This is a genomic window from Pseudomonas sp. TH32, from assembly GCF_016650855.1.
Classification (GTDB): domain Bacteria; phylum Pseudomonadota; class Gammaproteobacteria; order Pseudomonadales; family Pseudomonadaceae; genus Aquipseudomonas.
On the sequence record NZ_JAEKFA010000002.1, the window covers coordinates 3756253 to 3781203 of the forward strand.

24 protein-coding genes and 1 pseudogene are annotated in these 24951 nt (G+C 61.7%); 2 read left to right on the forward strand and 23 right to left on the reverse strand.

From position 1 onward, the window contains the following. Nucleotides 1–21: 21 nt before the first annotated feature. From JFV30_RS20750 to JFV30_RS20845, 20 genes and pseudogenes are all read right to left on the reverse strand, one after another. Nucleotides 22–942, reverse strand: a complete 921-nt coding sequence (locus tag JFV30_RS20750) for a PfkB family carbohydrate kinase (RefSeq protein ID WP_201125068.1) — start codon at nucleotides 940–942, stop codon at nucleotides 22–24. Beyond that, nucleotides 935–2401, reverse strand: coding sequence for a purine-cytosine permease family protein (locus tag JFV30_RS20755; protein ID WP_010165912.1), 1467 nt, complete (start codon nucleotides 2399–2401; stop codon nucleotides 935–937). Before JFV30_RS20755 ends, JFV30_RS20750 begins: the two co-directional genes overlap by 8 nt. 107 nt (nucleotides 2402–2508) lie before the next feature. Then, nucleotides 2509–3510 (reverse strand): ADP-ribosylglycohydrolase family protein, encoded by a 1002-nt coding sequence (locus JFV30_RS20760; RefSeq protein ID WP_201125069.1) that lies wholly within the window; start codon nucleotides 3508–3510, stop codon nucleotides 2509–2511. Further along, nucleotides 3507–4220 carry a GntR family transcriptional regulator gene (locus JFV30_RS20765; RefSeq protein ID WP_201125070.1) on the reverse strand — a complete coding sequence of 238 codons (714 nt, stop codon included), beginning with the start codon at nucleotides 4218–4220 and terminating at the stop codon, nucleotides 3507–3509. Before JFV30_RS20765 ends, JFV30_RS20760 begins: the two co-directional genes overlap by 4 nt. 70 nt (nucleotides 4221–4290) lie before the next feature. Continuing rightward, nucleotides 4291–4851 (reverse strand): DUF1285 domain-containing protein, encoded by a 561-nt coding sequence (locus tag JFV30_RS20770; RefSeq protein WP_201125071.1) that lies wholly within the window; start codon nucleotides 4849–4851, stop codon nucleotides 4291–4293. A gap of 17 nt (nucleotides 4852–4868) precedes the next feature. After that, nucleotides 4869–5474, reverse strand: a complete 606-nt coding sequence (locus tag JFV30_RS20775; protein WP_010165905.1) for a DUF4823 domain-containing protein — start codon at nucleotides 5472–5474, stop codon at nucleotides 4869–4871. 75 nt (nucleotides 5475–5549) lie between these two features. Next, nucleotides 5550–6518, reverse strand: a complete 969-nt coding sequence (locus JFV30_RS20780) for a GTP 3',8-cyclase MoaA (RefSeq protein ID WP_010165903.1) — start codon at nucleotides 6516–6518, stop codon at nucleotides 5550–5552. A 114-nt stretch (nucleotides 6519–6632) separates the two neighbouring features. Further along, nucleotides 6633–7289, reverse strand: a complete 657-nt coding sequence (locus tag JFV30_RS20785; protein WP_010165901.1) for a TetR/AcrR family transcriptional regulator — start codon at nucleotides 7287–7289, stop codon at nucleotides 6633–6635. A gap of 437 nt (nucleotides 7290–7726) precedes the next feature. Then, entirely contained in the window at nucleotides 7727–8512 is a 786-nt protein-coding gene (locus JFV30_RS20790; RefSeq protein ID WP_169386005.1) for a TatD family hydrolase, read from the reverse strand. Nucleotides 8513–8575: 63 nt separating this feature from the next. Continuing rightward, the gene (locus JFV30_RS20795; RefSeq protein ID WP_169386006.1) at nucleotides 8576–9565 is read right to left on the reverse strand and encodes a DNA polymerase III subunit delta'; all 990 of its coding nucleotides are present in this window, start codon (nucleotides 9563–9565) and stop codon (nucleotides 8576–8578) included. After that, nucleotides 9558–10190, reverse strand: a complete 633-nt coding sequence (tmk, locus tag JFV30_RS20800; RefSeq protein WP_010165894.1) for a dTMP kinase — start codon at nucleotides 10188–10190, stop codon at nucleotides 9558–9560. The genes JFV30_RS20795 and tmk overlap by 8 nt, the downstream gene beginning before the upstream one ends. A gap of 19 nt (nucleotides 10191–10209) precedes the next feature. Further along, the gene (mltG, locus tag JFV30_RS20805; protein WP_029615718.1) at nucleotides 10210–11334 is read right to left on the reverse strand and encodes an endolytic transglycosylase MltG; all 1125 of its coding nucleotides are present in this window, start codon (nucleotides 11332–11334) and stop codon (nucleotides 10210–10212) included. Nucleotide 11335: 1 nt separating this feature from the next. Continuing rightward, nucleotides 11336–12151: an aminodeoxychorismate lyase gene (gene pabC, locus JFV30_RS20810; protein ID WP_201125072.1), complete on the reverse strand. Its 816-nt coding sequence runs from the start codon at nucleotides 12149–12151 to the stop codon at nucleotides 11336–11338. Further along, the gene (gene fabF, locus JFV30_RS20815) at nucleotides 12151–13395 is read right to left on the reverse strand and encodes a beta-ketoacyl-ACP synthase II (protein WP_201125073.1); all 1245 of its coding nucleotides are present in this window, start codon (nucleotides 13393–13395) and stop codon (nucleotides 12151–12153) included. Before fabF ends, pabC begins: the two co-directional genes overlap by 1 nt. 110 nt (nucleotides 13396–13505) lie before the next feature. Then, the gene (gene acpP / locus JFV30_RS20820) at nucleotides 13506–13742 is read right to left on the reverse strand and encodes an acyl carrier protein (RefSeq protein WP_010165887.1); all 237 of its coding nucleotides are present in this window, start codon (nucleotides 13740–13742) and stop codon (nucleotides 13506–13508) included. Between the two features lie 192 nt (nucleotides 13743–13934). Further along, nucleotides 13935–14677 (reverse strand): annotated as a pseudogene (gene fabG / locus JFV30_RS20825) (3-oxoacyl-ACP reductase FabG). Nucleotides 14678–14704: 27 nt separating this feature from the next. Then, nucleotides 14705–15643, reverse strand: a complete 939-nt coding sequence (fabD, locus tag JFV30_RS20830; protein WP_201125074.1) for an ACP S-malonyltransferase — start codon at nucleotides 15641–15643, stop codon at nucleotides 14705–14707. 126 nt (nucleotides 15644–15769) lie between these two features. After that, the gene (gene plsX, locus JFV30_RS20835; protein WP_081480041.1) at nucleotides 15770–16780 is read right to left on the reverse strand and encodes a phosphate acyltransferase PlsX; all 1011 of its coding nucleotides are present in this window, start codon (nucleotides 16778–16780) and stop codon (nucleotides 15770–15772) included. 4 nt (nucleotides 16781–16784) lie between these two features. Then, nucleotides 16785–16967, reverse strand: a complete 183-nt coding sequence (gene rpmF, locus JFV30_RS20840) for a 50S ribosomal protein L32 (protein ID WP_004371305.1) — start codon at nucleotides 16965–16967, stop codon at nucleotides 16785–16787. A gap of 13 nt (nucleotides 16968–16980) precedes the next feature. Next, entirely contained in the window at nucleotides 16981–17508 is a 528-nt protein-coding gene (locus JFV30_RS20845) for a YceD family protein (RefSeq protein ID WP_010165880.1), read from the reverse strand. A gap of 105 nt (nucleotides 17509–17613) precedes the next feature. Between JFV30_RS20845 and JFV30_RS20850 the strand changes: the two genes are divergently transcribed. Beyond that, entirely contained in the window at nucleotides 17614–18192 is a 579-nt protein-coding gene (locus JFV30_RS20850) for a Maf family protein (protein ID WP_201125075.1), read from the forward strand. Between the two features lie 130 nt (nucleotides 18193–18322). Here JFV30_RS20850 and JFV30_RS20855 read toward each other — a convergent pair whose 3' ends face one another. From JFV30_RS20855 to rluC, 3 genes are read right to left on the reverse strand one after another with little or no spacing between them, the layout of a single operon-like run. Continuing rightward, on the reverse strand, nucleotides 18323–19315 hold the full coding sequence (locus tag JFV30_RS20855; RefSeq protein WP_201125076.1) for a S49 family peptidase: 993 nt from the start codon (nucleotides 19313–19315) through the stop codon (nucleotides 18323–18325). A gap of 21 nt (nucleotides 19316–19336) precedes the next feature. Next, entirely contained in the window at nucleotides 19337–19999 is a 663-nt protein-coding gene (locus JFV30_RS20860; protein WP_201125077.1) for an HAD-IA family hydrolase, read from the reverse strand. Beyond that, nucleotides 19986–20945 (reverse strand): 23S rRNA pseudouridine(955/2504/2580) synthase RluC, encoded by a 960-nt coding sequence (gene rluC / locus JFV30_RS20865; RefSeq protein WP_004371325.1) that lies wholly within the window; start codon nucleotides 20943–20945, stop codon nucleotides 19986–19988. The genes JFV30_RS20860 and rluC overlap by 14 nt, the downstream gene beginning before the upstream one ends. 738 nt (nucleotides 20946–21683) lie before the next feature. Between rluC and rne the strand changes: the two genes are divergently transcribed. Beyond that, nucleotides 21684–24938 carry a ribonuclease E gene (gene rne / locus JFV30_RS20870; RefSeq protein ID WP_446739864.1) on the forward strand — a complete coding sequence of 1085 codons (3255 nt, stop codon included), beginning with the start codon at nucleotides 21684–21686 and terminating at the stop codon, nucleotides 24936–24938. Nucleotides 24939–24951: the final 13 nt, after the last annotated feature.

Genomic DNA, 24951 nt, shown 5'->3' on the forward strand with positions numbered 1-24951 from the left:
AATGGCGACCATTCTGCCGAATCAGCCCGCGCTCAACAACGCATCCACTTCTGCCGTACCCGGTGAGGTCGCCGGGCCCCAGCGCGTGACAGCAAGTGCCGCCGCCGCATTCGCGCGACGCGCGGCCACCGCCGGCGCCAGGCCATTCGCCAAGCCTGCGACAAACACCCCGGCGTGGGCGTCGCCGGCGCCGTTGCTGTCCACCGCCTTGACCTTGAACCCCGGCACATGCTCGGCCTCGCCGTTACGGCTGACCCAGCAGCCATTCGGCCCGTCGCGTACCACCAGCAAGGTGTTGGCGGGCAGGTGCTCGTTGAGCTTGAGCAATGCGCCTGCAAGATCGCTGGCGCCGGTGAACGCCAGGGCTTCCGGGCCGTTGCTGGTCCAGATGTCGATGCGCGGCAACAAAGCGACCATCAAAGCCGAGTCCGGCGCCTTGACCAGCGGGCCCGGGTCGAACACCACCGTGATCTGGCGCGGCAATGCCAATAGCCAATCGAGCAACGCCTGGGCCTTGCCCTCCAGCAGCAAGCTGTAGCCGCTGACGTACACATAGTCATCTGCGTGGGGCACGGCATTCGCCAGGTCTTGCGCCAGCAAGTCACCTTCGGCGCCGATATGGGAAATGAAGGTGCGCTCGGTGGTGGCTTCGGTCAGGGACACACACAGGCCGGTGTCCTTGTCGTCGCTGGCGGCCAGGGCCATTTCAATGCCCTCGGCCTGCATCGCCGCGCGCGCCAGGTCGCCAAAGCGACCGGTGCCATGGCGGCCCAGATAGACCACCGGCAAGCCGTTGCGCCGGGCGGCGGCCATTACGTTGAAGCCGCCGCCGGCTTCGAAGCTGGCGGAGTTGGCCAATACATCGCCGCCAGTGGCGGGCAACGTGTCGAGGGACATGACCAGGTCAACGATGACCTGGCCGCTGTGCAGCAATCTAGACATTAGCGCTCTCTACCAAAGCCGGGCGACGATCAGCCGCGCCACCCAGTACCGCATAAATCCCGCCGGCCACCAGGAAGGTGACGATCCAGCCCAGGCCGTTGTGGCCCAGCCAGGAATCGGACAGCGGCCCGGCAAACCAGATGTTCTCGGCCGTGGTACCGATGGTGGTGAAACTGAAGCCCAGCACAATCGCAATCGCCCAGGCGCCAAATGCACGCCACTCAACCCCGCCGCGGTACCAGTAGGCACTGCTTGGCGTCACGTCGAGCAGGTCTTTGGGGCTGTAGTAGTGGCGATGAATCAGGTCGACCACAAAGATCCCGACCCAAGCGGTGATCGGTACGGCCAGCAACGAGATGAACGTGATGAACGGGCCGTAGAAGCTGTCGGCGATCAGCATGAAGTAGATCGAGCCGGCGAAGATCGCGACGATGTCGACGATCACCGCGTGCACACGCTTGACCTTCAAACCGAGGGTCAAGGTGGTGAGACCGGCCGAGTACACCGACAGGTTATTCGACAACAGCAGCCCGCCAAACGCGGTGATCAGGTACGGCACCGCCATCCAGGTCGGCAGCATGTCGCGGATCGCGATGATCGGGTCGGTGGCCGAGGCCAGGTCGTTGTTGCCCACCGACAGCAGGCCGCCGAGGGTGATCAACAGCACCAGCGGAATCCCCGCACCAAAGGCGGCCGACGCCACCAGGCGCACGGCCTTGACGCTGCGATGCTGGTAGCGCGACATATCGGCACCGGCGTTGGCCCAGCCGATACCGGTACCGGCCGCCATGGTGCCGATGCCGATGATCATCGCGCTCATCGGTGCAGGCGTGGCGTTGAACACCGCACTCCAGTCGATGGTGGCGCAAAGGAAACCGCCCACCAGGATATTCAGTGCACCGAACACGTAGGTGGCCCACTTCTGGATCACCAGCAAGGTGGCGTGGCCCAGGCCGGAGACGGCCAGGGTCAGCAGCACGAAGAGGCCGATGAACAGCAGGGTCAGTACCGGTGCACTTTTGGCCGCAACCGGCGAGTTGAACAGGATCGAGCACAACGACAGCAGCACGAATGCGGCGGTGGTGGTGTTGACGGTTTCCCAGCCCAGGCGCGACATCAGCGACACCAGCGTAGGGCCGATATTACCGCGCACGCCGAAGATCGCCCGGGACAGGGTCAGGCTCGGCGCACGGCCACGACGGCCGGCGATGGAGATGATGCCCACCACCGCAAACGAACCGGCGGCGCCGAGGATCGCGACGATGATCGCCTGCCAGATCGCCAGGCCGCGAAACGCCACGAGGGTCGCGCCCAGGGGCAAACCGAGAATGCTGATGTTGGCCGCAAACCAGACCCAGAACAGTTGCAGCGGATGGCCGTTGCACTCGCCTTCCGGGACCGGCTCGATGCCGCGTGTTTCCAATTGCCCGGCGCTTTGGCCGGAAGAGGACGTACTCATGGTGGGGTGCTCCTGATGCCTGTTTTTTGTGGTTGTGGCAGGTTGGCAAGTTGAATCTGTGTTCCGGTCTTCCTGACTCGACTGGATCAATGTGGGAGCGGCGGTGCTCAGCGCAATGCGAGCAGCCCGTGAACCAGCGGCTCCAGGTCCAGGCCATTCACCTGTTTGACCTGCTCGATCATCGCCTCAGGCCAGCACTGCATCCCCAGGCACGCACCGAGCATCGCGCCGAGAATCGCAGCGATGGTGTCGGTGTCGCCACCCAGGCTGGCGGCCATGCACAGCGCCTCGAAGGCGTTCACTTCACCCACCGCGACTTGCTGCGCGAGGGCAAACGACACCACCACCGATTCCTGGGACGCGACGGAGGTGCCGATCAATTCGTAGAGCAAATCGGTAAACAGGGCCTTGTCGCCGCTGTCGACGCTCAAGGTGCGCGCCCAACTGATGCGGGTGGCGATGCGCCCGCCGGCAATCCAGTGGCCATGGCTTTCAGCCTGCTGGGCGATCTGGGTGCCAATGTTCAGCGCTTCGCCCAGATCGACACCGTTGATCCCGGCAGACACCACCGCCGCCACCGCCGCGGCGCTGGAGATGCCCAGGTTGGTGTTGTGAGTGACCTGACATGCCTGAATCACCGCCTGGATGAACTGCACCGGGTCGTTGACGTCGGCCGCGATGCCCACCGGGGTGATGCGCATCGCGGCGCCGTTGGTGGTGCCGTAGCGCCCGGATTCTTCCGGCGTGTGGCCGGCCAGGATCATGTCGATCGCGCGTTTGGTCGACGGGCCCAGCAAATCCTGGGAGCCCTTGGCGCGCATCACCGCTTCCCAGTCGATCAGGCGCTGAGCGAGTTCGGTGGGTTCAATCTTGCCCTGCCCGTCGACCAGCAACTGGCCGACCAGGATCGCCTGTTCGGTGTCATCGGTGATCGAGCCCTTGGGCATGTTCGGCGCGATCGGTTGATCGGCGTCGGCATCTTCCAGGGCGGTGATCACGCCGAAACGCGCCTTGACCTGCTCGCGGCTCAGGGACTGGGTGGGCATGCCCAATGCATCGCCCAGGGCCAGGCCGTAGAAGGCGCCGAGGGCACGGGTAGTGGCGGTCATGTCGGTGTTCCAAATTGAAGGTGCAGGCGGAAATGCAGAGGGTCGAGCAGGCTTTCGACGGATTCCATGAACCGGTCCTGCCGGTCGTAGGTGGTGCGCAGGGCCTTGAGAAACACCGTGCCCACCGGGCGGCCCAGCAATTGGGCGTCTTCCTCGGTCAACGGCTCGGCACCGATCCATTGGCTGCCGGTGGCGCCGACGAAGCCGTAAGCCGCCAGGGTGATGGTCAGGGAGTTATCGATCAGGCCGACGTGCGGCAGGCTTTCCAGGCCACCGGAGGCCGGCATCAGCGAGCGCTCCAGGGACACGAACGTGCCGTCGGCGGCGCGACGGCGGCGGTCGAGGGCGATGAATTGGTCAGTGCCGTGGCTGCTGAGCAGGTCTGGCCGGGTGACCGCTTCCAGACGCAGGATTTCGGAGGTCACCACCGCACCAGTGTCAGCCAGGGCCTGGGCCCAGCCGCTGCGCTGGTCCAGCACCATGCCGTCGAAGGTGACGATGGAGCCAACGCCGCTTTGGGTGGCGATGTAGCTGCGGCGCTTGAGCTCGGCCAGGGCTTCACGCAGGGTGCCGCGGCTGACGGAAAATTCTTCGGCCAACTGGTGCTCACCCGGCAGCAGGACACCGTCGGCCATCACTCCACCCTCAATCCGGCGGATCAGCTCGTCGACGACGCGTTTTTTCTTATCAAATCGGACATGTCTAATCATGTACAAATTGATAACCGAAAGCGCCCGGCTACAGCAAGCGAATTATTTCAGGAGAAGGGGAAATTCAGCCTCAGGGTTCCAGGCCGATGGGGAAAAATACCCCGCCGCTCCAGACGCCAAGCCAGTTCTTACCGTTGATCGGACGGGTCACCGCCAGCTCCACCAACTGATAGAACGCGTTGCGGTGAACCAGGGCTTCGAGGTTGGTGCGCACCCGCAGGTACGGCGAGGGTTCCTGGGTGTGCGGGTCGATCACCACCCGCAGCGGGTGTTCGATACCGGCCTCGACCTGTTCATCCACGTTGGTGGTAAAGCGCAGGACCTGGCTTTCGCCCTGCCCTTCGACTTCCAGGGTGACGGCGACGAAGGGCGCATCATCGACCTTGATCCCGACCTTTTCCACCGGCGTGATCAGGAAATAATCATCGCCATCGCGGCGGATGATATTGGAGAACAGCTTGACCATCGGCTTGCGGCCAATCGGCGTGCCCATGTAGAACCAGGTGCCGTCCCGGGCGATGCGCATGTCGATATCGCCGCAAAACGCCGGGTTCCACAGATGCACCGGCGCGGGCCCCTTGCCCTTGGGCAATTGCGCCAACAACTCATTGGCCTTGGCCGAATCGGTCATGCGGTACTCCTTGTGTCTTACTGATCGCTCATGCCCAACAGGCTGCGCGCGTAGTGCGCCAGGGGCTTGCCGATCAGATCTTCAGGCTTGTTGTCGTGGAACGTCAGTAAACCGCCACGACTGCGAATCCGCACAGTATCAATCAAATACTGGGTGCTGGTCTCGATCAACATGACCTGGATGGTCCCGGTGTCGATACCCAGGCGATCCACCGCCTCCTGGTCAGACCATTCATCGGCGTTGCCGATACGGTCATCCGCCTGGGCAAAGCGGCAGTACAACAGGTAATGCGCGCCGGCTGCGCGGGCTTCAGACATCGCCTGCTCCAGGCCTTCAGGCTTGCGGGCGCGGCGGACCATCGGGAAATATTCGACAAACCCGTTGAACGCTTCCTCAGCCACCACGTTAGGCCGCGGATACGCGCTGCCCGGAGGAGTGAATGCGCCTTGGGCGATGAAGACGAAGGAGTCCGGTTGTATGCGGACCGAATTGACGCGGCGGGTATCGCTGTGGTCCAGCAGCCCGGCATCGCTCATCTGATAGCGCGTGCCTTCGGCCATATCACTGACGGTCATGCAGCCACCCAGCGCGAGTGACGCCAGCACCAAAACCAGACTACGCATCCTAATTCTCCAGAAGCCGGTGACGGAAAACCGGCGAATGGGCACGAGATGCAGATTTTGCGCCAGCTTGCGGGACTAGCCGCCGATGATCTTCATGATGGTGGCGCCGCCGGAGAATGCCACTTCCTGCTTGTCGCCCAGGGCTTTGACCAGCAAGCGCTGCAAGGCCGGCAGGGCCTGGTGGCGGGGTTTGTCCAACAGGTCGCCGACATAGTGGCGGTTGCTCGACGACAGGCAGCCATGCAGCCAGCCGGTGGACGACAGGCGCAAGCGCGAGCAGGTCCGGCAGAACGGCACGCTTTCATTGGCGATGACGCCAAAGAAACCCTTGCCGGGCACTTCGTAGCGAACGGCGGTGGCGTCCACCGGGGCATTGGCTTGCAGGTATTCATGATGCTCGCCGATCAGGCTGAGCAATTGCTGGAGGCTGACGAACTGCTGCAGGAACGCGTTGGAATCGGTGGCCAGGTGGCCCATGCGCATCAATTCGATAAAGCGCAGCTCGTAACCACGCTCCAGGCAATAGTCGAGCAGCGGCATCACCTGGTCGAGGTTCTGGCCGCGCAACGGCACCATATTGACCTTGATCTTGATGCCGGCGGCGCTGGCCTGGTCCATGCCATCAAGCACGGTGGCCAGGTCGCCACCCCGGGCGATGCTGCGGAAGGCGTCGGCGTCCAGGGTGTCGAGGGACACGTTGATGCGGCGAATCCCGGCGTCCACCAGCAGCGGCAATTTGCGCGCCAGCAACTGGCCATTGGTGGTCAGGCTGATGTCACTCAGGCCCATCTGCCCCACCGCGCCCATGAAGGCTTCCAGCTTGGGGCTGACCAGTGGCTCGCCACCAGTAATGCGCAGGCGCTCGATGCCCGCGGCCTCGATCAGGTACTCGACGCCACGCGCCATCGCCTCAGCCGAGAGTTCATCCTGCGCAGCCACCAGCCGCTTGCCGTTGGGCACGCAGTAGGTACAGGCGTAATTGCAGGCTGAGGTCAGGCTGATCCGCAAATTGCGGAATCGCCTGCCTTGACGATCAACGATCATGAACCACTCCGGCAGAGGATAATTTGGGGGCGCGCTAAAACCTGACTGAAAAATCAAGTTTTAGCAAGAGTCCTTGCCTGAGTATATTCCTGGGTTACTGCGCAAGGCAGTAAATCATTGGGCAGCTGGGGTTTCGGCGTTCGGCAGATCGGTGCTGTGCTTGCGCTTGTTGCCCATGCGCACGCCGATGTCCATCAGGAACTGGAAGAAACCTTCCTGGTCTTCCAGCACATTGCTCCAGAACGGCGAGTGATACAGCGCCACGGCGCCGTGCACCAACGCCCAGGCGGCGCAGTAGTGGAAATACGGCGGCACGTCTTCGAGCTTGCCTTCGCTGATGCGGCCCTTGATCAGCAGGGTCAGGCGTTCGAAGTTCGAGGCACGGATCTTGTGCAACTCCTCGACCATTTCCGGCACCTGATGGCCCTTGACCACTTTTTCTTCCAGGCGATCAAACAGGCGGTAGCGCTGCGGGTCACGCATGCGGAACTCGAAATAGGCGCGGGACAGCGCCTCCTTGTCCTTGTCGACATCGGCCGAATGCAGCAGCTCGTTCAGGTCGCGCTCGTAGTCGAGCATCAGGCGCAGGTAGATCTCGGCCTTGGACTTGAAGTGCTTGTAGATGGTGCCTTTGCCGATACCCACGGCATCCGCAATCATCTCGACGGTGACGCTGTCTTCACCCTGATCGAGGAACAGCTTGAGTGCGGTGTCGAGAATTTCCTGCTCGCGGCGGCGAAACTCACGGACCTTGCGGGGTTCTTTGTGCATAAGAAAAAGGTCTGCAGAGGTGGATATTGGGAGGGTGGTGTGCCCCAAGCCGTGCTTGTGGGAACGTTTTACCCGGTGCGCGGGATTATCCCGACTGAACGGTCGTTGGGCAACGCCTATATGAACAACCTTTGCACTTAACTTACAGCGCGCCAACGAATAAGCCGATTTGAGTCAGAAATAAAACAGCCCGCTGCCGCCTGTGCATCGCAATCAATGAGAACTCAACCGAAGCGGGCGTATTCCAAATCTGTTTAAAAAACGATCAGATGTGGCTGGACTGAATCGGATACTGATCAATACTTGAAATGTCGGCGTGGCATCTCCCCCAAGTGACGCGTCGACCTGGGTACCGACGGACTGCGTACCCTTGTTTTACTCCTAATGGTCTTAGCCCGGATTCACCCCCCAGAACCCGGGTTTTTTTTGCCTGCGATTTAGTGGCCGACGTGGGCCAGCGGGAACAGGCGCTTGAAGTTTTCGGTGGTCTGTTCGGCAAAACGCTCGTAAGACTCGCCCCGCAGCATCGCCAGGTAATCCGCCACATCCCGCACGTATTCCGGCAGGTTGGGCTTGCCGCGATGGGGAATCGGCGCCAGGTACGGCGAATCGGTTTCCACCAGCAGGCGGTCTGCCGGCACTTGGCGCGCCACATCGCGCAGGGCGTCGGCATTGCGGAAGGTGACGATGCCCGACAGCGAAATGTAGAAACCCAGGTCGAGCGCGGCCTTGGCCATGTCCCAGTCTTCGGTGAAGCAGTGCAGCACACCGGCTTGGGGCAGCGCGGCTTCGCGCAGCAGGGTCAGGGTGTCGGCACGGGCACCACGGGTGTGGACGATCACCGGCTTGCCGGTTTGCCGGGCCGCTTGCAGGTGCAGGCGGAACGACGCCTGCTGCAACTCGGCGGCTTCCGGTTCGTAGTGGTAATCCAGGCCGGTCTCGCCGATGGCCACCACGCGCGGGTGATTGAGTTCGCCAAGCAACCAGTCGAGGGCCGGGGCTTCGCCGGGCTTCAGGTCCAGCGGATGAATGCCCACCGAGCAGTCGACGTCGGCATAACGATCGGCCAGGGCTTTGACGTCGGCGGCGTTTTCGGCGCTGACGCCGATGCACAGGAAATGCCCTACGCCGCGCTGGCGCGCTGCTTCGAGGGCGGCATCAAGGGAGCCACCGTGCTGGGCCAGGTCGAGGCGATCAAGGTGGCAATGGGAATCTACGAGCATAGAGGTCTACAACTTGAGTCACGGGAAGTGTCTGGCCAACGATACACCCGTCGGCCACTGAAATTAACGCCGGCCGAGCAAGCCGACCCACTGCACCAGCAAGGCCTCAAGCAACAGCACACGGTTGAGGTTGGCCTTGCCCAGTACTTTCTGGCGTTGGGCGAGGATCCAGTCCTGAATGTTCAGGACCTTGTCCTGGGCACTCTTCTGCGCCAGGTATTGCACCACCTTGCGCATGTCCGGAAGGCCCAGGCCGCTTTCGTCCTGGGTCAGTTGGTAGCGCAGGACCAAGCTCGACCAGTCGCAGAACCAGTCGAACAGCAGCAGCAAGGGAATGTCTTTCCAGGCGGTTTCGGCCAGTTGCGTGGCCGACACTTCCTGCTTGAGCAGTTTCTTCACGCCGTCCACCACCAGCGCACGCTGTTCCCGCACGCCCTGGGCATGGAGCTTGACGGCGGCCAGGGGCGAACCGGCGGCCAGGGTCAACAGCTCGACGCGCTCGGCCTCGCCGCACTCCGGCAACGCCTGGGCCAGCCACTGCAGGCTCATGGCTTCGCTCGGCAACGGGCAAGCCTGTTGCACGCAGCGGCTGCGGATAGTCGGCAGCAGGCGGCTGGACTGGTGGCTTACCAACAGCAGCACGGTATCGCCGGACGGTTCTTCGAGGCTCTTGAGCAAGGCGTTGGCGGCGTTGATGTTCATCGACTCCACCGGCTCGATGAGTACCACCTTGCGCCCACCCATCTGCGCGGTCTGCACCACGAAGCTGACCAGATCACGCACCTGGTCGACCTTGATCGCCTTGTCGGCTTCTTCGGGTTCCAGCAGGTAGTTGTCCGGGTGGCTGCCGGCCTTCAGCAGCATGCAGGATTTACATTCGCCGCAAGCCTCCAGGCCGTTGGGCCGCTGGCACAACAAGCTGGCCATCAACCGCTCCGCCAAGGCGCGCTTGCCGATGCCCGCCGGGCCGTGAAGCAAGTAGGCATGGGCGTGCTGGGCACGGCCCGCCAGTTGCTGCCAGAGACTGTCCTGCCACGGGTAGGCTTCAGCCACGGACACGCTCCACGAGTTTCGGCAACAGGGCGTCAATCGCCTGTTGTACGTGAGTCAGGGGCTGCGCGGCGTCCAGCAGGTAATAACGGGCGGGGTCGGCTTCGGCGCGCTTGAGAAACGCACCGCGCACGGCCTCAAAAAACACTCGGGTTTCAAGCTCGAAACGATCCAGGCGACCACGGGCCGTGGCGCGGGCCATGCCGACTTCCACCGGCAGATCGAACACCAGGGTCAGGTCGGGCCGCAGATCGCCCTGGACGAAGGTTTCCAGCGTCGCAATGCGCTCAAGGGATAAGCCACGACCGCCGCCTTGATAGGCGTAGGTGGAGTCGGTAAACCGGTCACAAATCACCACGGCGCCACGGGCCAGGGCCGGGCGAATGACTTCGGCCAGGTGCTGGGCGCGGGCGGCGAATACCAGCAGCAGCTCGGTGTCGGGATTCATCTGTTCGTCGCCCGGGGTCAACAGCACTTCACGGATACGCTCGGCCAGGGGCGTGCCGCCGGGCTCACGGGTCAGCAGCACCTCGATACCTTCGGCGCGCAGGCGCTCGGCCAGGTATTCACGGTTGGTGCTTTTGCCGGCGCCTTCCGGGCCTTCCAGGGTAATAAACAAGCCAGTCACAGGCAGTCCTTAGTCAGAGTCATTGCGGGCTTTGCGGTGCTGCGTCGTCAGTGGCTGGAGTTGGCTCGGCGGGCGTATCCACCGGCGCGTCCCCAGGTTTTGCCGCCGGCGCGGGCGCCGGGCTGGAACGGTAGTCAGCGCGGCGCTTCATCTGGAACTCACGCACCGCAGCGTTATGCGCATCCAGGTTGTCCGAGAAAATATGGCTGCCGTCGCCACGGGCGACAAAATACAGGCTGCTGCCCGCCACCGGGTTCAGCGCGGCATGGATCGCCTCACGCCCGACCATGGCAATCGGCGTCGGCGGCAGGCCGGCGATCACGTAGGTGTTGTAGGGCGTGGCTTCCTTGAGATGGGCACGGGTCAGCTTGCCGGTGTAGCGCTCGCCGAGGCCGTAGATCACGGTCGGGTCGGTTTGCAGCAGCATGCCGATCTGCATGCGCCGTACAAAAACCCCGGCAATCTGGCCGCGCTCTTCCGGCACGCCGGTTTCTTTCTCCACCAGCGAGGCCATGATCAGCGCTTGATAGGGCTCGGTGTACGGCGCGTCGGCCGCACGCTTGCTCCACTCCTGGGCGAGGACATCGTCCAGACGGTTGTAGGATTTTTTCAGTAACTCGACGTCGCTCATGCCGCGCACGAAGCGGTAGGTGTCCGGGAAGAAGCGGCCTTCGGGGAACACACCGGGGTGGCCAAGTTTTTCCATGACTTCGCTGTCAGTCAGGCCCGACAGGGTTTGCTCGATCTTCTCGTGCTTGGCCAGGGCGGCGCGCACCTGACGGAAGTTCCAGCCCTCCACCAGCGTGATGCTGTACTGCACCACTTCGCCACGCTGCCACAGGCCGATCAAGCCTTCGGCGGTGAGGCCCGGGGTCATGCGATATTCACCGCTGTGCAGCGGCTGGCCGTCGAGATTGAAGCGCCAGTAGAGACGCAACCAGAACGCATCCTTGAGCACGCCGTCATTTTCCAGGCGATTGAAGGTGCCGGTGGGCGTCGCGCCGGCCGGTACGTCCAGCAATTGCTCCTGGGTCAGATTCAAGGGCTGCTCAAGGGCCGAGTTGAGCTTCCAGGCCGAAGCGCCCAGCAGCAAACCCGCCAGGACCAGACCGATCTCCAGCAGCAATACAAATTTACGTCTCAAATCAAATATCCAATAGTGCGCGAACAATGCCCTGCAGTTTACGGGTGAGCGGCCCAACCGGCCAGCTCATCGCAGCACATCCGCGCACCGGCCAAATGCCATATACGCTGTTGCACACAAAGACTTCGTCGGCCTGTTGCAGCTGTTCAACGCTGATGTCGGCCACGCTGGTGGGGATGCCCAACACCTGCGCCTGGGCCAACACCTCGGCCCGCATGACGCCGGCGACACCGCAGCGACTCAGATCAGCGGTCAGCAACACGCCGTCACGCACCAGAAACAGGTTGCTGAAGACGCCTTCGACGACTCGACCGGACATATCCAGCATCAAACCTTCGGCGTGATCGGCGTCCTGCCACTCGTTGCGGGCGAACACCTGTTCCAGGCGATTGAGGTGCTTGAGGCCGGCGAGCAAGGGCTGCTCGGACAAACGGGTGGTACACGCAAACAGGCGAATGCCTGAAGCTGCATGTTCCGGGGGATAAGTGGCAGGCGGGCTGCCTTGCAGAATGCGCCGCGCGGGAGCGCCAGCGCTGATGCCATAACCGCGCTGGCTGTCGCCACGGGTCAGGATCAACTTGAGTACACCGTCACCGAGGGCGGCGGCATAGGCCAGCAATTCGCTGCGAATCAACGGCTGATCCGCAACAATCGCCAACCGCCTGCAACCCTCTTCAAGGCGCTGCAGGTGGCGGTCGAGCAGCACGGGCTGCCCGGCCTTGACGGCAATGGTCTCGAACAGCCCATCACCGTATGCCAGGCCACGGTCTTTCAGGGGCACTGCGCCCGCCGGCTGACCGTCGACCCAGCTTTCCATCACTCGGCGAACCGGCGGAACACCAGGGAACCGTTGGTGCCACCAAAACCGAACGAGTTGGACAACACCACGTCGATCGACATCTTCTGCGCTTCGTGAGGCACGAAGTTCAGGTCGCAGCCTGCATCCGGCTCATCGAGGTTGATGGTCGGCGGAGCGACCTGATCCTTGATGGCCAGCACACTGAAGATCGCCTCGACCGCGCCCGCCGCACCCAACAGGTGGCCGGTCATGGACTTGGTGGAGCTGACCGCCAGCTTGTAGGCGTGCTCTCCGAACACCGACTTGATGGCCTCGGCTTCCGCCAGATCACCCGTCGGCGTAGAAGTGCCGTGGGCGTTGATGTACTGCACCTGGTCGATGTTGACCTTGGCATCACGCAACGCGTTGGTGATGCAGCGTGCAGCACCTGCACCGTCAGACGGTGGCGAAGTCATGTGGTACGCATCACCGCTCATGCCGAAGCCAATCAGCTCGGCGTAGATGGTAGCGCCACGGGCCTTCGCGTGTTCCAGCTCTTCGAGGACCAGTGCACCGGCGCCGTCAGCCAGCACAAAGCCATCACGGCCCTTGTCCCACGGACGGCTGGCACGGGTCGGCTCGTCATTGCGGGTCGACAGTGCACGGGACGCGCCGAAGCCGCCCATGCCCAGGCCACAGGCGGCCATCTCGGCGCCGCCGGCGATCATCACGTCGGCTTCGTCATAGGCGATATTGCGCGCCGCCATGCCGATGCAGTGAGTGCCCGTGGTGCACGCCGTGGAAATGGCGTAGTTAGGCCCCTGGGCACCCAAGTGGATGGACAGGAAACCGGAAATCATATTGATGATCGAGCCAGGCACGAAGAACGGTGAAATTCGACGGGGGCCGGAATCATGCAACGTGCGGCTGGTTTCTTCGATATTGGTCAGACCGCCAATACCCGAACCCATGGCCACGCCGATGCGCTCACGGTTGGCGTCGGTAACTTCCAGGCCGGCATTACGCACCGCCTGAAAACCGGCTGCCAGGCCGTATTGAATGAACAGGTCGAGTTTGCGGGACTCTTTGACCGAGAGATATTCCTCGACATTGAAGTCCTTTACCGAGCCGCCAAAACGGGTGGAATAGGCAGAAAGGTCCGTGTGTTCGATCAGACCAATACCACTGCGGCCAGCCAGAATGCCCTGCCAACTGCTCGGCACATCCGTACCCAGTGGCGACAACATACCCATACCGGTGACTACGACGCGTCTACGCGACACAGCACTCTCCTTTTTCTAATGACGACACTTTGCATCAGGCTTAAAGGAAAAAACCGCACGCCATAGGGCAGTGCGGTTTTTCCATCACAGCAAGCGACGATTACAAACTATTACGCCTGGTGGCTAGTAACGTAGTCGATAGCAGCTTGAACGGTAGTGATTTTTTCAGCTTCTTCGTCCGGGATTTCGGTCTCGAATTCCTCTTCCAGAGCCATCACCAGCTCAACGGTGTCAAGGGAGTCGGCACCCAGGTCTTCAACGAAGGAAGCAGTGTTGGTCACTTCTTCTTCTTTAACGCCCAGTTGCTCAGCAACGATTTTCTTGACGCGCTCTTCGATGGTGCTCATACCTTGTTTTCACTCCTAATGGACAAATTCAGGCAGCTGGCCAGTGGGTAAGTGTATAGAAAGGCTTTTCAGCTTTTCAACTGAAAGCTTCACCCTCGTACCCTATCGGCCATCTGCCTATAAATAGATTGCAGCTTTATAACGGATTTTAGACAGCTCGTATGACATTTTTTTGAAGCGATCCGTCACAATTTAACTCATGTACATCCCGCCGTTCACCGGGATTGTAGCCCCAGTCACGTATGCCGCACCGTCGGATGCCAGGAAAGCGACCACATTCGCGATCTCTTGAGCCTGGCCCAGACGGCCCAGCGGAATCTGCGTCAGCAACGCTTCACGCTGCGCTTCAGGCAGTTCGCGGGTCATATCGGTGTCGATGAACCCTGGGGCCACCGAGTTGACCGTAATCGACCGCGAGCCCACTTCACGCGCCAGTGCACGGCTGAAACCTTCCAGACCGGCCTTGGCGGCTGCGTAGTTTACTTGGCCTGCGTTGCCCATGGCACCCACTACGGAGCCAATATTGATAATTCGTCCCCAACGGGCCTTGGTCATGCCGCGCAAAACCCCTTGGACAGGCGAAACAGACTGTTCAGGTTGGTATCAACGACGTCATGCCACTCGTCGTCTTTCATGCGCATCACCAGGTTGTCACGGGTAATACCGGCGTTGTTCACCAGAATAGCCGGTGCACCGAATTGCGCCGTGATTTCAGCCAATACAGCCGCCACGGACTCATCGCTGGTCACGTTAAGCTCAAGACCGGTGCCCTGAACGCCGTTTTCCTTCAAGGTCGCGGCAATACGCTCAGCGCCGGCGGCGGAGGTGGCGGTACCGATGACGACAGCGCCCAGACGGCCCAGCTCCAGGGCGATCGCCTGGCCAATGCCACGGCTTGCGCCGGTAACCAGTGCAACTTTACCTTGCAGACTCATGCAGGCTTCTCCTAGGTTCGGAAATTATCAGGCCAGGGCTGCGCGAGCGGCAGCGAAGGCATCCGGGGTATTGAGGTTGGAAGTCGACACGCCTTCGGCGCAACGCTTGTTCAGGCCGGCCAGGACTTTGCCGGGGCCGCACTCTACCAATTGGGTGGCGCCGTTGGCAGCCAGGGTCTGCACCGACTCAACCCAGCGGACCGGCTTGTACAGTTGCTCCAGCAGGTCGCGCTTGAGGGTATCCAGGTCGGGAGCCACGGCGGCACTCACGTTCTGCACCAATGGAATCTGTGGCGCCTGCCAGTTAATGGCGGCGACGGACTCGGCGAAACGCTCGGCAGCCGGGCGCATCAGCTCACAGTGGGACGGCACGCTGACCGGCAGCGGCAATGCACGCTTGGCACCACGGGCCTTGCAGCCTTCGATGGCGCGCTCTACGGCGGCCTTGGCACCGGCGATCACCACCTGGCCGGGGGAGTTGAAGTTGACGGCGCTGACCACTTCGCCCTGGGCCGCTTCGGCACAGGCGGCGATCACGTCAGCATCTTCCAGGCCGAGAATGGCAGCCATGCCGCCCTGCCCGGCTGGAACCGCTTCCTGCATCAACTGGCCACGACGCTCCACCAGCTTGACCGCTTCACCGAGGGTCAGGCTGCCAGCAGCCACCAGGGCGCTGTATTCGCCCAGGCTATGACCGGCGACGTAGACCGGACGCGCACCGCCTTCAGCCAGCCAGAGGCGCCACAGGGCGATGGAGGCGGTCAGGATGGCCGGTTGGGTCTTGTCGGTTTGGTTGAGCAGCTCTTCCGGCCCTTGCTGGGTCAGTGCCCACAGGTCGTAACCCAAGGCATCGGAAGCTTCCTTGAAAGTTTCCAGGACCAGCGGATGTTCCGCGCCCAGCTCGGCCAACATGCCGAGGGACTGCGAACCCTGCCCTGGAAAGACGAATGCGAGGGATGTAGACATGTAACAAGCCCCTAATGATCTGGTCGTCGGAAATTGGCGCCCCACATGTGGGAGCGCGAGAAACTGACAGATTGGATGGTCAATTGAACTGGCCGGTCACATTTAAGCATTTCCGGCCCGATTCGCCTAAGGCAACAGATCCTCAAGGCGCCCATGCAAACGTTGCGGCAGGTTTTCCTGGATCTCGATCAAGGCCCGCTGGATTGCACTTTGAAAACCCTGCACCCCCGCCGAACCGTGGCTTTTGACCACGATGCCCTGCAAACCCAGGAAACTTGCGCCATTATGCCGCGCCGGTGCCAGGTCAGCCTGCAACCGCCGCATCAAGGGCAGCGCCAGGGCGCCCACCAGGCGTGAAGCAAGGTTGCGCTTGAACAAGGCCTCGATGCGCCCGGCGATCATCGTCGCCAGCCCCTCGCTGGACTTGAGCAGGATATTGCCGACAAAACCGTCGCACACCACCACATCCGCTTCACCGCGATACAAACCGTCACCCTCGACAAAACCGATGTAGTTCAAGCCTCGCGCGCCTTGCAGCAGCGTCGCCGCCAGCTTGACCTGCTGATTGCCCTTGATGTCTTCGGTGCCGATATTCAGCAATGCCACCCGAGGCCGGGCCACGCCCAGCGCTTCGGCCGCCACCGAGCCCATCAGCGCAAAGTGCAACAGATGCTCGGCACTGCAATCGACGTTCGCCCCCAGGTCCAGCAACTGGCAATAACCTTGCTGGGTCGGGATCGCCGCAACCATCGCCGGCCGGTCAATGCCCGGCAGAGTCTTCAGCACGTGCCGCGACAACGCCATCAACGCCCCAGTATTGCCGGCGCTGACACAGGCCTGGGCCTTGCCGTCGCGCACCAGCTCCAGGGCCACCCGCATCGAAGAATCAGGCTTGCCACGCAAGGCCTGCGCAGGCTTTTCATCCATGGTGATGGTTTCGCTGGCCGGTGTAATAGTCAGGCGCGCGCGATCCACCGCCGGATGGCTGGCAATCAGTTCTTCAAGTAAGGAGGGTTGACCGACGAGGGTCAGGTGCAGCGAGGGCGTGGCAGACAGGCAAGCAATGCAGGCCTGAACAATGCTGCGGGGACCGAAGTCCCCGCCCATTGCGTCAATCGCGATGACTTGAGCAGACAAGTGATTACTCGTCAGCGCCCTTGTCGATCACTTTACGGCCACGGTATACGCCTTCTGGCGATACGTGGTGACGCAGGTGAACTTCACCGGTGGTTTTTTCTACAGACAGAGTGCTTGCCGTCAGGGCGTCGTGCGAACGACGCATGTCACGGGCAGAGCGGGATTTTTTGTTCTGCTGAACAGCCATAATTGATTAACTCCTAAACGTTTGGGTCACGCTTTAACTGCGCCAATACACTGAACGGGTTGGACCGCGTTACCTCGTCCTCGCTCGGTTCGGGCTCATCGAGACCCGCCGGCTGCTGGCATTCTTCCGGATGATGAGCAGGCACAATGGGCAAGGCGAGCAAAAGCTCCTCCTCGATCAGTGACTGCAGATCCAAAGGATCTTCGCCCAGTTCCAGCACGTCATAACCTTTCGGCAACGACTGGGTATTCGCACCCTCTTTCACCACAGCATAACTGCATTCGCTGTGGATCGGCAGGGTGACCAGCTCAAGACAACGCTGGCAAACCATTTTGACTTCGGTGTCGATAAAGCTGTGGATTACCACAGACTTACGTTCATCTCGTTCAAAAATAAATTTAGCCTGCACCGTACCGACAGTGTCGGAAAGCGGGTCGCAGAGTCTCTCCAAATCGGCCAGGAGCAGCTCACCTTGAAGGGTGGTGCCACGATCAGCCAATTTGCGCGGGTCAACGTGAGGTGGAATCGGGTCATTCAACATAGGCGCAGCATTATAGGGATGCACCCGGCCATGTCAAAGGAAATTCAGCCCTGTCCGTCGCTGGACCTCCCCGCTAGAATCCGCGACTGCCTTGAGGAGACGCCCATGCTGCCTTTATTACTCGCTTCCAGCTCGGTTTATCGCCGGGAATTGTTGAACCGCCTGCACCTGCCGTTCATCTGCAGCTCGCCGGATATCGACGAAAGCCGCCGCCCGGACGAGTCCGCCGTGGAACTGGTCAAGCGCCTCGCCGAAGAAAAGGCCCGCGCCCTGGCCGGCAGCCATCCGGGGCACCTGATTATCGGCTCGGACCAGGTCGCCGCGCTCGACGGCCAGATCATCGGCAAGCCCCACACCTTCGAGAAGGCCCGCGAGCAACTGCTGGCGGCAAGCGGCAAGCGCGTCAGCTTCCTCACAGGCCTGGCACTGCTGAACAGTGCCACCGGGCACTGCCAGGTCGACTGCATCCCCTTCACCGTGCACATGCGCACGCTGGACGCGGCACGCATCGAGCGCTACTTGCGGATCGAACAGCCCTACGACTGCGCTGGCAGCTTCAAGGCCGAGGGTTTGGGGGTGAGCCTGTTTCAAAGCACTGAAGGGCCGGACGCGACCAGCCTGGTGGGCCTGCCACTGATTAGGCTGGTGGACATGCTGCTGGCCGAAGGCGTGCAGATTCCCTGAGAACACCCCAAAACAAATGTGGGAGCTGGCTCGCCTGCGATGCAGACACCTCGGTGCATCAGTCGCACCGAGGTGATGCTATCGCAGGCAAGCCAGCTCCCACATTTTGAGTCAAGCCGCTTTCAAGGCTTCAGCGCAGGGTCGGGCCCTGGAAGCCCATGTACAGCGCCAGCTTCTCGGCCACGCTGGCACCCAGCTTCTTGGAGAAACGGTCAAACGGCGATTCCTGAACGGTGAAGTCCACCAGCTCTTTCTCGCCAACCACGTCCCGCGCCACCGAACTGGCACTGCCCAGGCCGTCGATCAGACCCAACGGCAGCGCCTGCTCACCAGACCAGACCAGGCCGGAGAACAGCTCCGGATGCTCTTTATCCTTGAGCCGGTCACCGCGCCCCTGCTTCACGCTGGCGATGAACTGCCGATGAGTGGTGTCCAGCACACCCTGCCAGAACTGGGTTTCATCCGCCTTTTGTGGCTGGAACGGATCCAGGAACGACTTGTGCTCGCCGGACGTGTACGTACGCCGCTCAACCCCCAGTTTCTCCATGGTGCCGACAAACCCATAACCCGCCGCCGTCACACCAATGGAACCCACCAGGCTGGCCTTGTCGGCGTAGATCTGGTCGGCGGCGCTGGCGATGTAATAGGCGCCCGAGGCGCCCAGGTCGGAGATCACCGCATAGAGCTTGATGTCCGGGTGCAGCGCGCGCAGGCGACGAATCTCGTCATACACATAACCCGACTGCACCGGACTGCCGCCCGGGCTGTTGATGCGCAGGATCACGGCCTTGACCTTGGAATCCTCGAAGGCGGCCCGCAGGCTGCTGACAATATTGTCGGCACTCGCAGACTCCTTGTCGGCAATCACTCCGCGCACTTCGATCAACGCCGTGTAGTTACCGCTTCGGGTGGCGCTCTTTTCCATGTCCATCAACGGACTGAACAGCGCCAGCATGCCCAGCAGGTAAATAAAGGTCAGCAGCTTGAAAAAGATCCCCCAACGCCGGGAGCGACGCTGCTCCTGGACACTGGCCAGCAGGGTTTTTTCCAGCAACTTCCAGCTTTTGTCATCGCCATTGTTGTCGGAACCGGCCTTCTCAGGCGCTTTCCACTCATCGGTCATGCCATCTACCCCAGCAGAGACTTAATGGGCCCGGCTGAGCCAGGCCTGCAATTCAGAAAAACGGTCAATCGTCAGTCTCGGCTCGTACGCCTGCAACGCTTCGGCAGACTGGGCGCCGTAGCTGACCGCCACGGAGTCCATGCCAGCATTGCGCGCCATCATCAGGTCGAACGACGCATCCCCCACCATCAACGCCTGCCGAGGCGACACACCGCATTGAGCGAGGATCTGTTCGAGCATCAGAGGATGGGGTTTGCTGGCGGTTTCATCCGCTGCACGGGTTGCGTCGAAATAATCTTCCCAGCCATGGGCCTTGAGCACCCGATCCAGGCCGCGACGGGCCTTGCCGGTCGCCACTGCGAGGTGATAGCCGTCGGCGCGAAACGCCTCCATGGCCTGTGCCACACCCTCAAACAGCGGCGAAGGCTGGGCATCGAGCGCCATATAGTGATCGGCGTAGTGCTGACGAAAGGCTATCAGCTCCTCGTCGCCAATCTCCGGATACAGGGTGCGGATCGCTTCCGGCAAGCCCAGGCCGATAATGCCCTTGACCGCCAGGTCGTCGCACAACGCGTAACCGGAACGGGTCGACGCAGCGTGCATCGACTCGACAATCCGACCAATGGAGTCGCACAACGTGCCATCCCAATCAAAGATCAGCAGCTTGTAGTCAGGGTGCGACACTCAGGCGCTCCACGGTCTTGGCCCACATCTCATCGACAGGCGCTTGAAGCTTCAATTCGCCGCCATCGGGCAGCGGCACGGTGAGCATGTAGGCGTGCAGAAACAGGCGCTTGCCACCCAGATCGCGAATTTCCTTGGAGAAATCCTCGTCACCGTATTTGGTATCGCCGGCGATGCAGTGGCCTGCGTGCAGGGTGTGCACACGAATCTGGTGGGTACGGCCGGTGACCGGCTTGGCCTCGACCATGGTCGCGAAGTCACCGAAACGGCGCAGCACCTTGAACAGGGTCAGCGCCTCCTTGCCCTCCTCGTCTACCTCGACCATGCGTTCGCCGGAACGCAGGTTGCTCTTCTGCAACGGCGCGCGGACGCTCTTGATCGAGGTTGCCCAGTTGCCGCGCACCAGCGCCATGTAGCGCTTGTCCACGCCATCACCGCGCAGGGCGGCATGCAGGTGGCGCAACATGCTGCGCTTCTTGGCGATCATCAGCAGGCCAGAGGTGTCGCGGTCCAGACGGTGGACCAGCTCCAGCTCCTTGGCGTCCGGGCGCAACTGACGAAAGGCTTCGATCACCCCGTAGTTCAGGCCGCTGCCGCCGTGAACGGCGATGCCACAAGGCTTGTTGATCACGATCAACGCCTTGTCTTCGAAGACAATCGACGCCTCAAGGCGCTGCAACAGGCCCTGGGCCAGAGGGACGGGCTCATCCCGCTCAGGCACCCGCACTGGCGGCACACGGACGATGTCGCCCGCCTGCAGTTTGTACTCGGGCTTGATCCGGCCTTTGTTCACGCGCACTTCGCCTTTACGCAAAATGCGGTAAATCAAGGTCTTGGGCACGCCTTTGAGCCTGGCCAGAAGAAAGTTGTCGATGCGTTGGCCGGCATATTCCGGCGAGACCTCAAGCAGCTGGACGCTGGGGGTCTGGGGGGCGGTAGTCGTCATGGCGGCGATGATAACAATTTTTTATGGAATTGAAGCACTTAATCATTGCTGCTATAGTCGCGAACGCCGCCAAAAGCGGCCTGGACAGAGGACTAGCGGCAAACTGCCGGCCCTGACCATCGCAATTCATCAGGACGCGAGGCCGTCCTACGGGGCTTTCGCCACCCTGGAAGGCTCGAGATTGTAACAAGCGCAGGTGACATGAGGCCTGAAGCGAGTGCAAAAAGCAGAGTGATTACTCGCCTTTTGCGCCGATATTTACGGCCAGTTCACAAAGTGCAGTCAGTCTTGAGCCAGACCACGGCGAATGCTTCGGAAACAACGCCTGTTACGAGCTGAGTGAGAGCACAGTCGCCCACACCCGGTCTTGTTTAGCCATGAGCGTGTTCTCCCCATTGGAGAACGCGGTAAATGCCAACCCGCTGCGGATTCTGCGCGCGGCAGCACCCGAATTATCAGGGATACGTGTAGGGTGGAGATGCACAACCGTCGGACCGTGTAGCACTAGGCTTATATTTAGACGCTTCATCTCGTCCACAGTCGCCGGTTGATTCCTCCTCCTGACTGAGTGCTTAAGTCACCACAGCAAGCAGGAAGCGTACGTCGCGATATCGCCCATTTTGGCGGGTATTGCTGGACACTGGAGTGGCCAACCACTCTTGACGCACCTGACACCGACCGTGAGAAGTCGTGTGTGCCGAACGCCGTTTCCGGCAGCCCGGAAACCGACGGTACAACATGAAAAGAATGCTGATTAACGCAACTCAACCCGAAGAGTTGCGTGTTGCACTGGTAGACGGCCAACGCCTCTACGACCTGGACATCGAGTCCGGTGCACGCGAGCAAAAGAAGGCCAACATCTATAAAGGCCGGATTACTCGTATCGAACCAAGCCTTGAGGCTGCCTTTGTCGATTTCGGCTCCGAGCGCCATGGCTTCCTGCCCCTCAAAGAAATCTCCCGCGAATACTTCAAGAAAGCCCCTGAAGGCCGCGTGAACATCAAGGACGTCCTGAGCGAAGGCCAGGAAGTCATCGTTCAGGTGGAAAAAGAAGAACGTGGCAACAAGGGCGCGGCCCTGACCACCTTCATCAGCCTGGCTGGCCGCTATCTGGTCCTGATGCCGAACAACCCGCGTGCCGGCGGTATCTCCCGTCGCATCGAAGGCGAAGAGCGCAACGAACTGCGTGAAGCGCTGAACGGCTTGATCGCTCCGGCCGACATGGGCCTGATCGTGCGCACTGCCGGCCTGGGCCGCAGCAGCGAAGAAATGCAGTGGGACCTCGACTACCTGCTGCAACTGTGGACCGCTATCAAAGAAGCGTCCCTGGATCGTTCCGCGCCGTTCCTGATCTACCAGGAAAGCAACGTGATCATCCGCGCCATCCGCGATTACCTGCGCCAGGACATCGGCGAAGTGCTGATCGACAGCGTTGAAGCCCAGGACGAAGCCCTGACCTTCATCCGCCAGGTGATGCCGCAGTACGCCAGCAAGATCAAGCTGTACGAAGACAGCGTTCCGCTGTTCAACCGTTTCCAGATCGAAAGCCAGATCGAGACCGCTTTCCAGCGCGTGGTCGAACTGCCTTCCGGCGGCTCCATCGTGATCGACCCGACCGAAGCCCTGGTGTCCATCGACATCAACTCGGCGCGCGCCACGAAGGGTAGCGACATCGAAGAAACCGCCCTGCAGACCAACCTGGAAGCGGCTGAAGAAATCGCCCGCCAACTGCGCCTGCGTGACATCGGCGGCCTGATCGTGATCGACTTCATCGACATGACCCCGGCCAAGAACCAGCGCGCCGTGGAAGAGAAAGTCCGCGAATGCCTGGAAGCTGACCGTGCCCGCGTACAGGTCGGCCGCATCTCGCGCTTCGGCCTGCTGGAAATGTCCCGTCAGCGCCTGCGTCCATCCCTGGGCGAAAGCAGCGGCATCGTCTGCCCGCGTTGCAACGGCACCGGCATCATCCGTGACGTTGAATCGCTGTCGCTGGCGATCCTGCGCCTGATCGAAGAAGAAGCCCTGAAAGACCGCACTGCCGAAGTGCGCGCCCAGGTGCCGATCCCGGTTGCTGCATTCCTGCTCAACGAAAAACGCAACTCGATCACCAAGATCGAACTGCGCACCCGTGCCCGCATCGTCATCCTGCCGAACGATCATCTCGAAACGCCGCACTTCGAAGTGCAGCGCCTGCGTGATGACAGCCCGGAAGCCCACGTCAACCAGTCCAGCTACGAAATCGCTGCGGCCGCTGCCGAAGTGGAAGAAGTCCAGCCAGCCGCTGCGACCCGCACCCTGGTTCGCCAGGAAGCCGCCGTCAAGACCGCGCCAGCCCGTGCCAACGCACCGGTTCCGGTTGAAGCGGCTGCTCCGGTTGCAGCGCCTGCTGCCCTGCCTGAGCCAAGCCTGTTCAAGGGCCTGGTGAAGTCGCTGGTCAGCCTGTTCGCCACCAAGGAAGAGCCGGTTGCTCCGGTTGTGGTCGAGAAGCCTGTGACTGAACGCCCTGCACGCAACGAAGAGCGTCGCAACGGTCGTCAGCAGAGCCGCAATCGCAACGGTCGCCGTGACGAAGAGCGCAAGCCTCGTGAAGAACGTGCACCGCGCGAAGAACGCGCCCCACGTGAAGAGCGCCAGCCGCGCGAAGCCCGTGAAGAAACGCCAGTCGTAGCCCGTGAAGAGCGTGCTCCGCGCGAAGAACGTGCACCGCGCACTCCACGCGCCCCGCGTGAAGACCGCAAGCCACGTGGCGAGCGTGAAGAACGCGTGCGTGAATTGCGTGAGCCGCTGGACGCCGCTCCTGCTGTAGCCGCTGCTGCCGCCACCGTTGCCACTGCTGAAGAACGTCCAGCTCGTCAGCCTCGTGAAGAACGTGCGCCACGCCCTCCTCGTGAAGAGCGTCAACCACGTGCCGAGCAGGCTGCTGTGGCCGGTGAAGAAGAAGAGCTGCTGTCCAACGAAGATCAGCAACAGGAAGACGGTCAGGAGAACGCCGAAGGCGATCGTCCACGCCGCCGCTCCCGTGGCCAGCGTCGTCGCAGCAACCGTCGTGAGCGTCAACGTGACGCCAACGGCAATGAAATCGAAGGCTCGGAAGAGACCGGCGAAGCCACCCCAGCCGCTACCGGCGAACCGACTGGCGCCGAACTGGCTGCCGGCCTGGCCGTCACCGCCGCGGTTGCCAGCTCGGTCATCAGCGCGCCTGCTGAAGCCCAAGCCAACGAGCAAGCTGAAGCCGCTACCGCTGCCATCCAGGAAAACACTGTGGTAGAGACGCCAGTCGTCGAAACCCCGGTGGTTGAAGCAACGACTCCGGTCGAAGCGCCAGCTGTTCCGGAAGTGGAAGTCGCGCCGGTTCGTCACGTTCGTGAAGTTCGCGAGCCTCAGCCTGTCGCTGAAGTGGTTGCCGAACCTGAGGTTGTGGTTGAACCACAGCCAGTGGTTGAAGCGGTTGTTGAAGCACCGGTTGCCGAGCCAACCCCTGAAGTGCGTGAAGTTCGCGAAGAACAGACCGCCTTCCAGTGGACCGCCGAGCCAGCTCCAGTGGCTGAAGTAGTCGAAGCTCCAGCACCGGCTCCGGTCGTCGAAGAAGCTCCAGCGCCAGTCGCTGAAGTGGTTGTCGCCGCGGAACCGGTTGCCGTTGTTGCCGAGCCTGCACCCGTGGTTGAAGCACCCGTGGTTGCCGAAGTCGCCGCTCCGGTGGTTGAAGCCGCTCCGGTCAGCGCCCTGACCGAAAACGGTCGTGCGCCGAACGACCCGCGTGAAGTGCGTCGTCGTCGCAAGGAAGCTGAAGCAGCTGCCGCTGCTGCCAAGGCTGCTGCCGAAGCAGCTCCAGCCGTCGCTGAAGTGGTCGAAGCAGCTCCTGCTCCGGTTACCGAAGCCGTGGTTGAGCACACTGCCCCTGTCGTCGACGAGAACGTGCGTTCCGTTGAAGAAGTGGTAGAGCACCAACCTAAAGCCCTGGAAGAAGAGCACGAGCCTAAACCCCTCGTCTGATTCCATCGGCCAC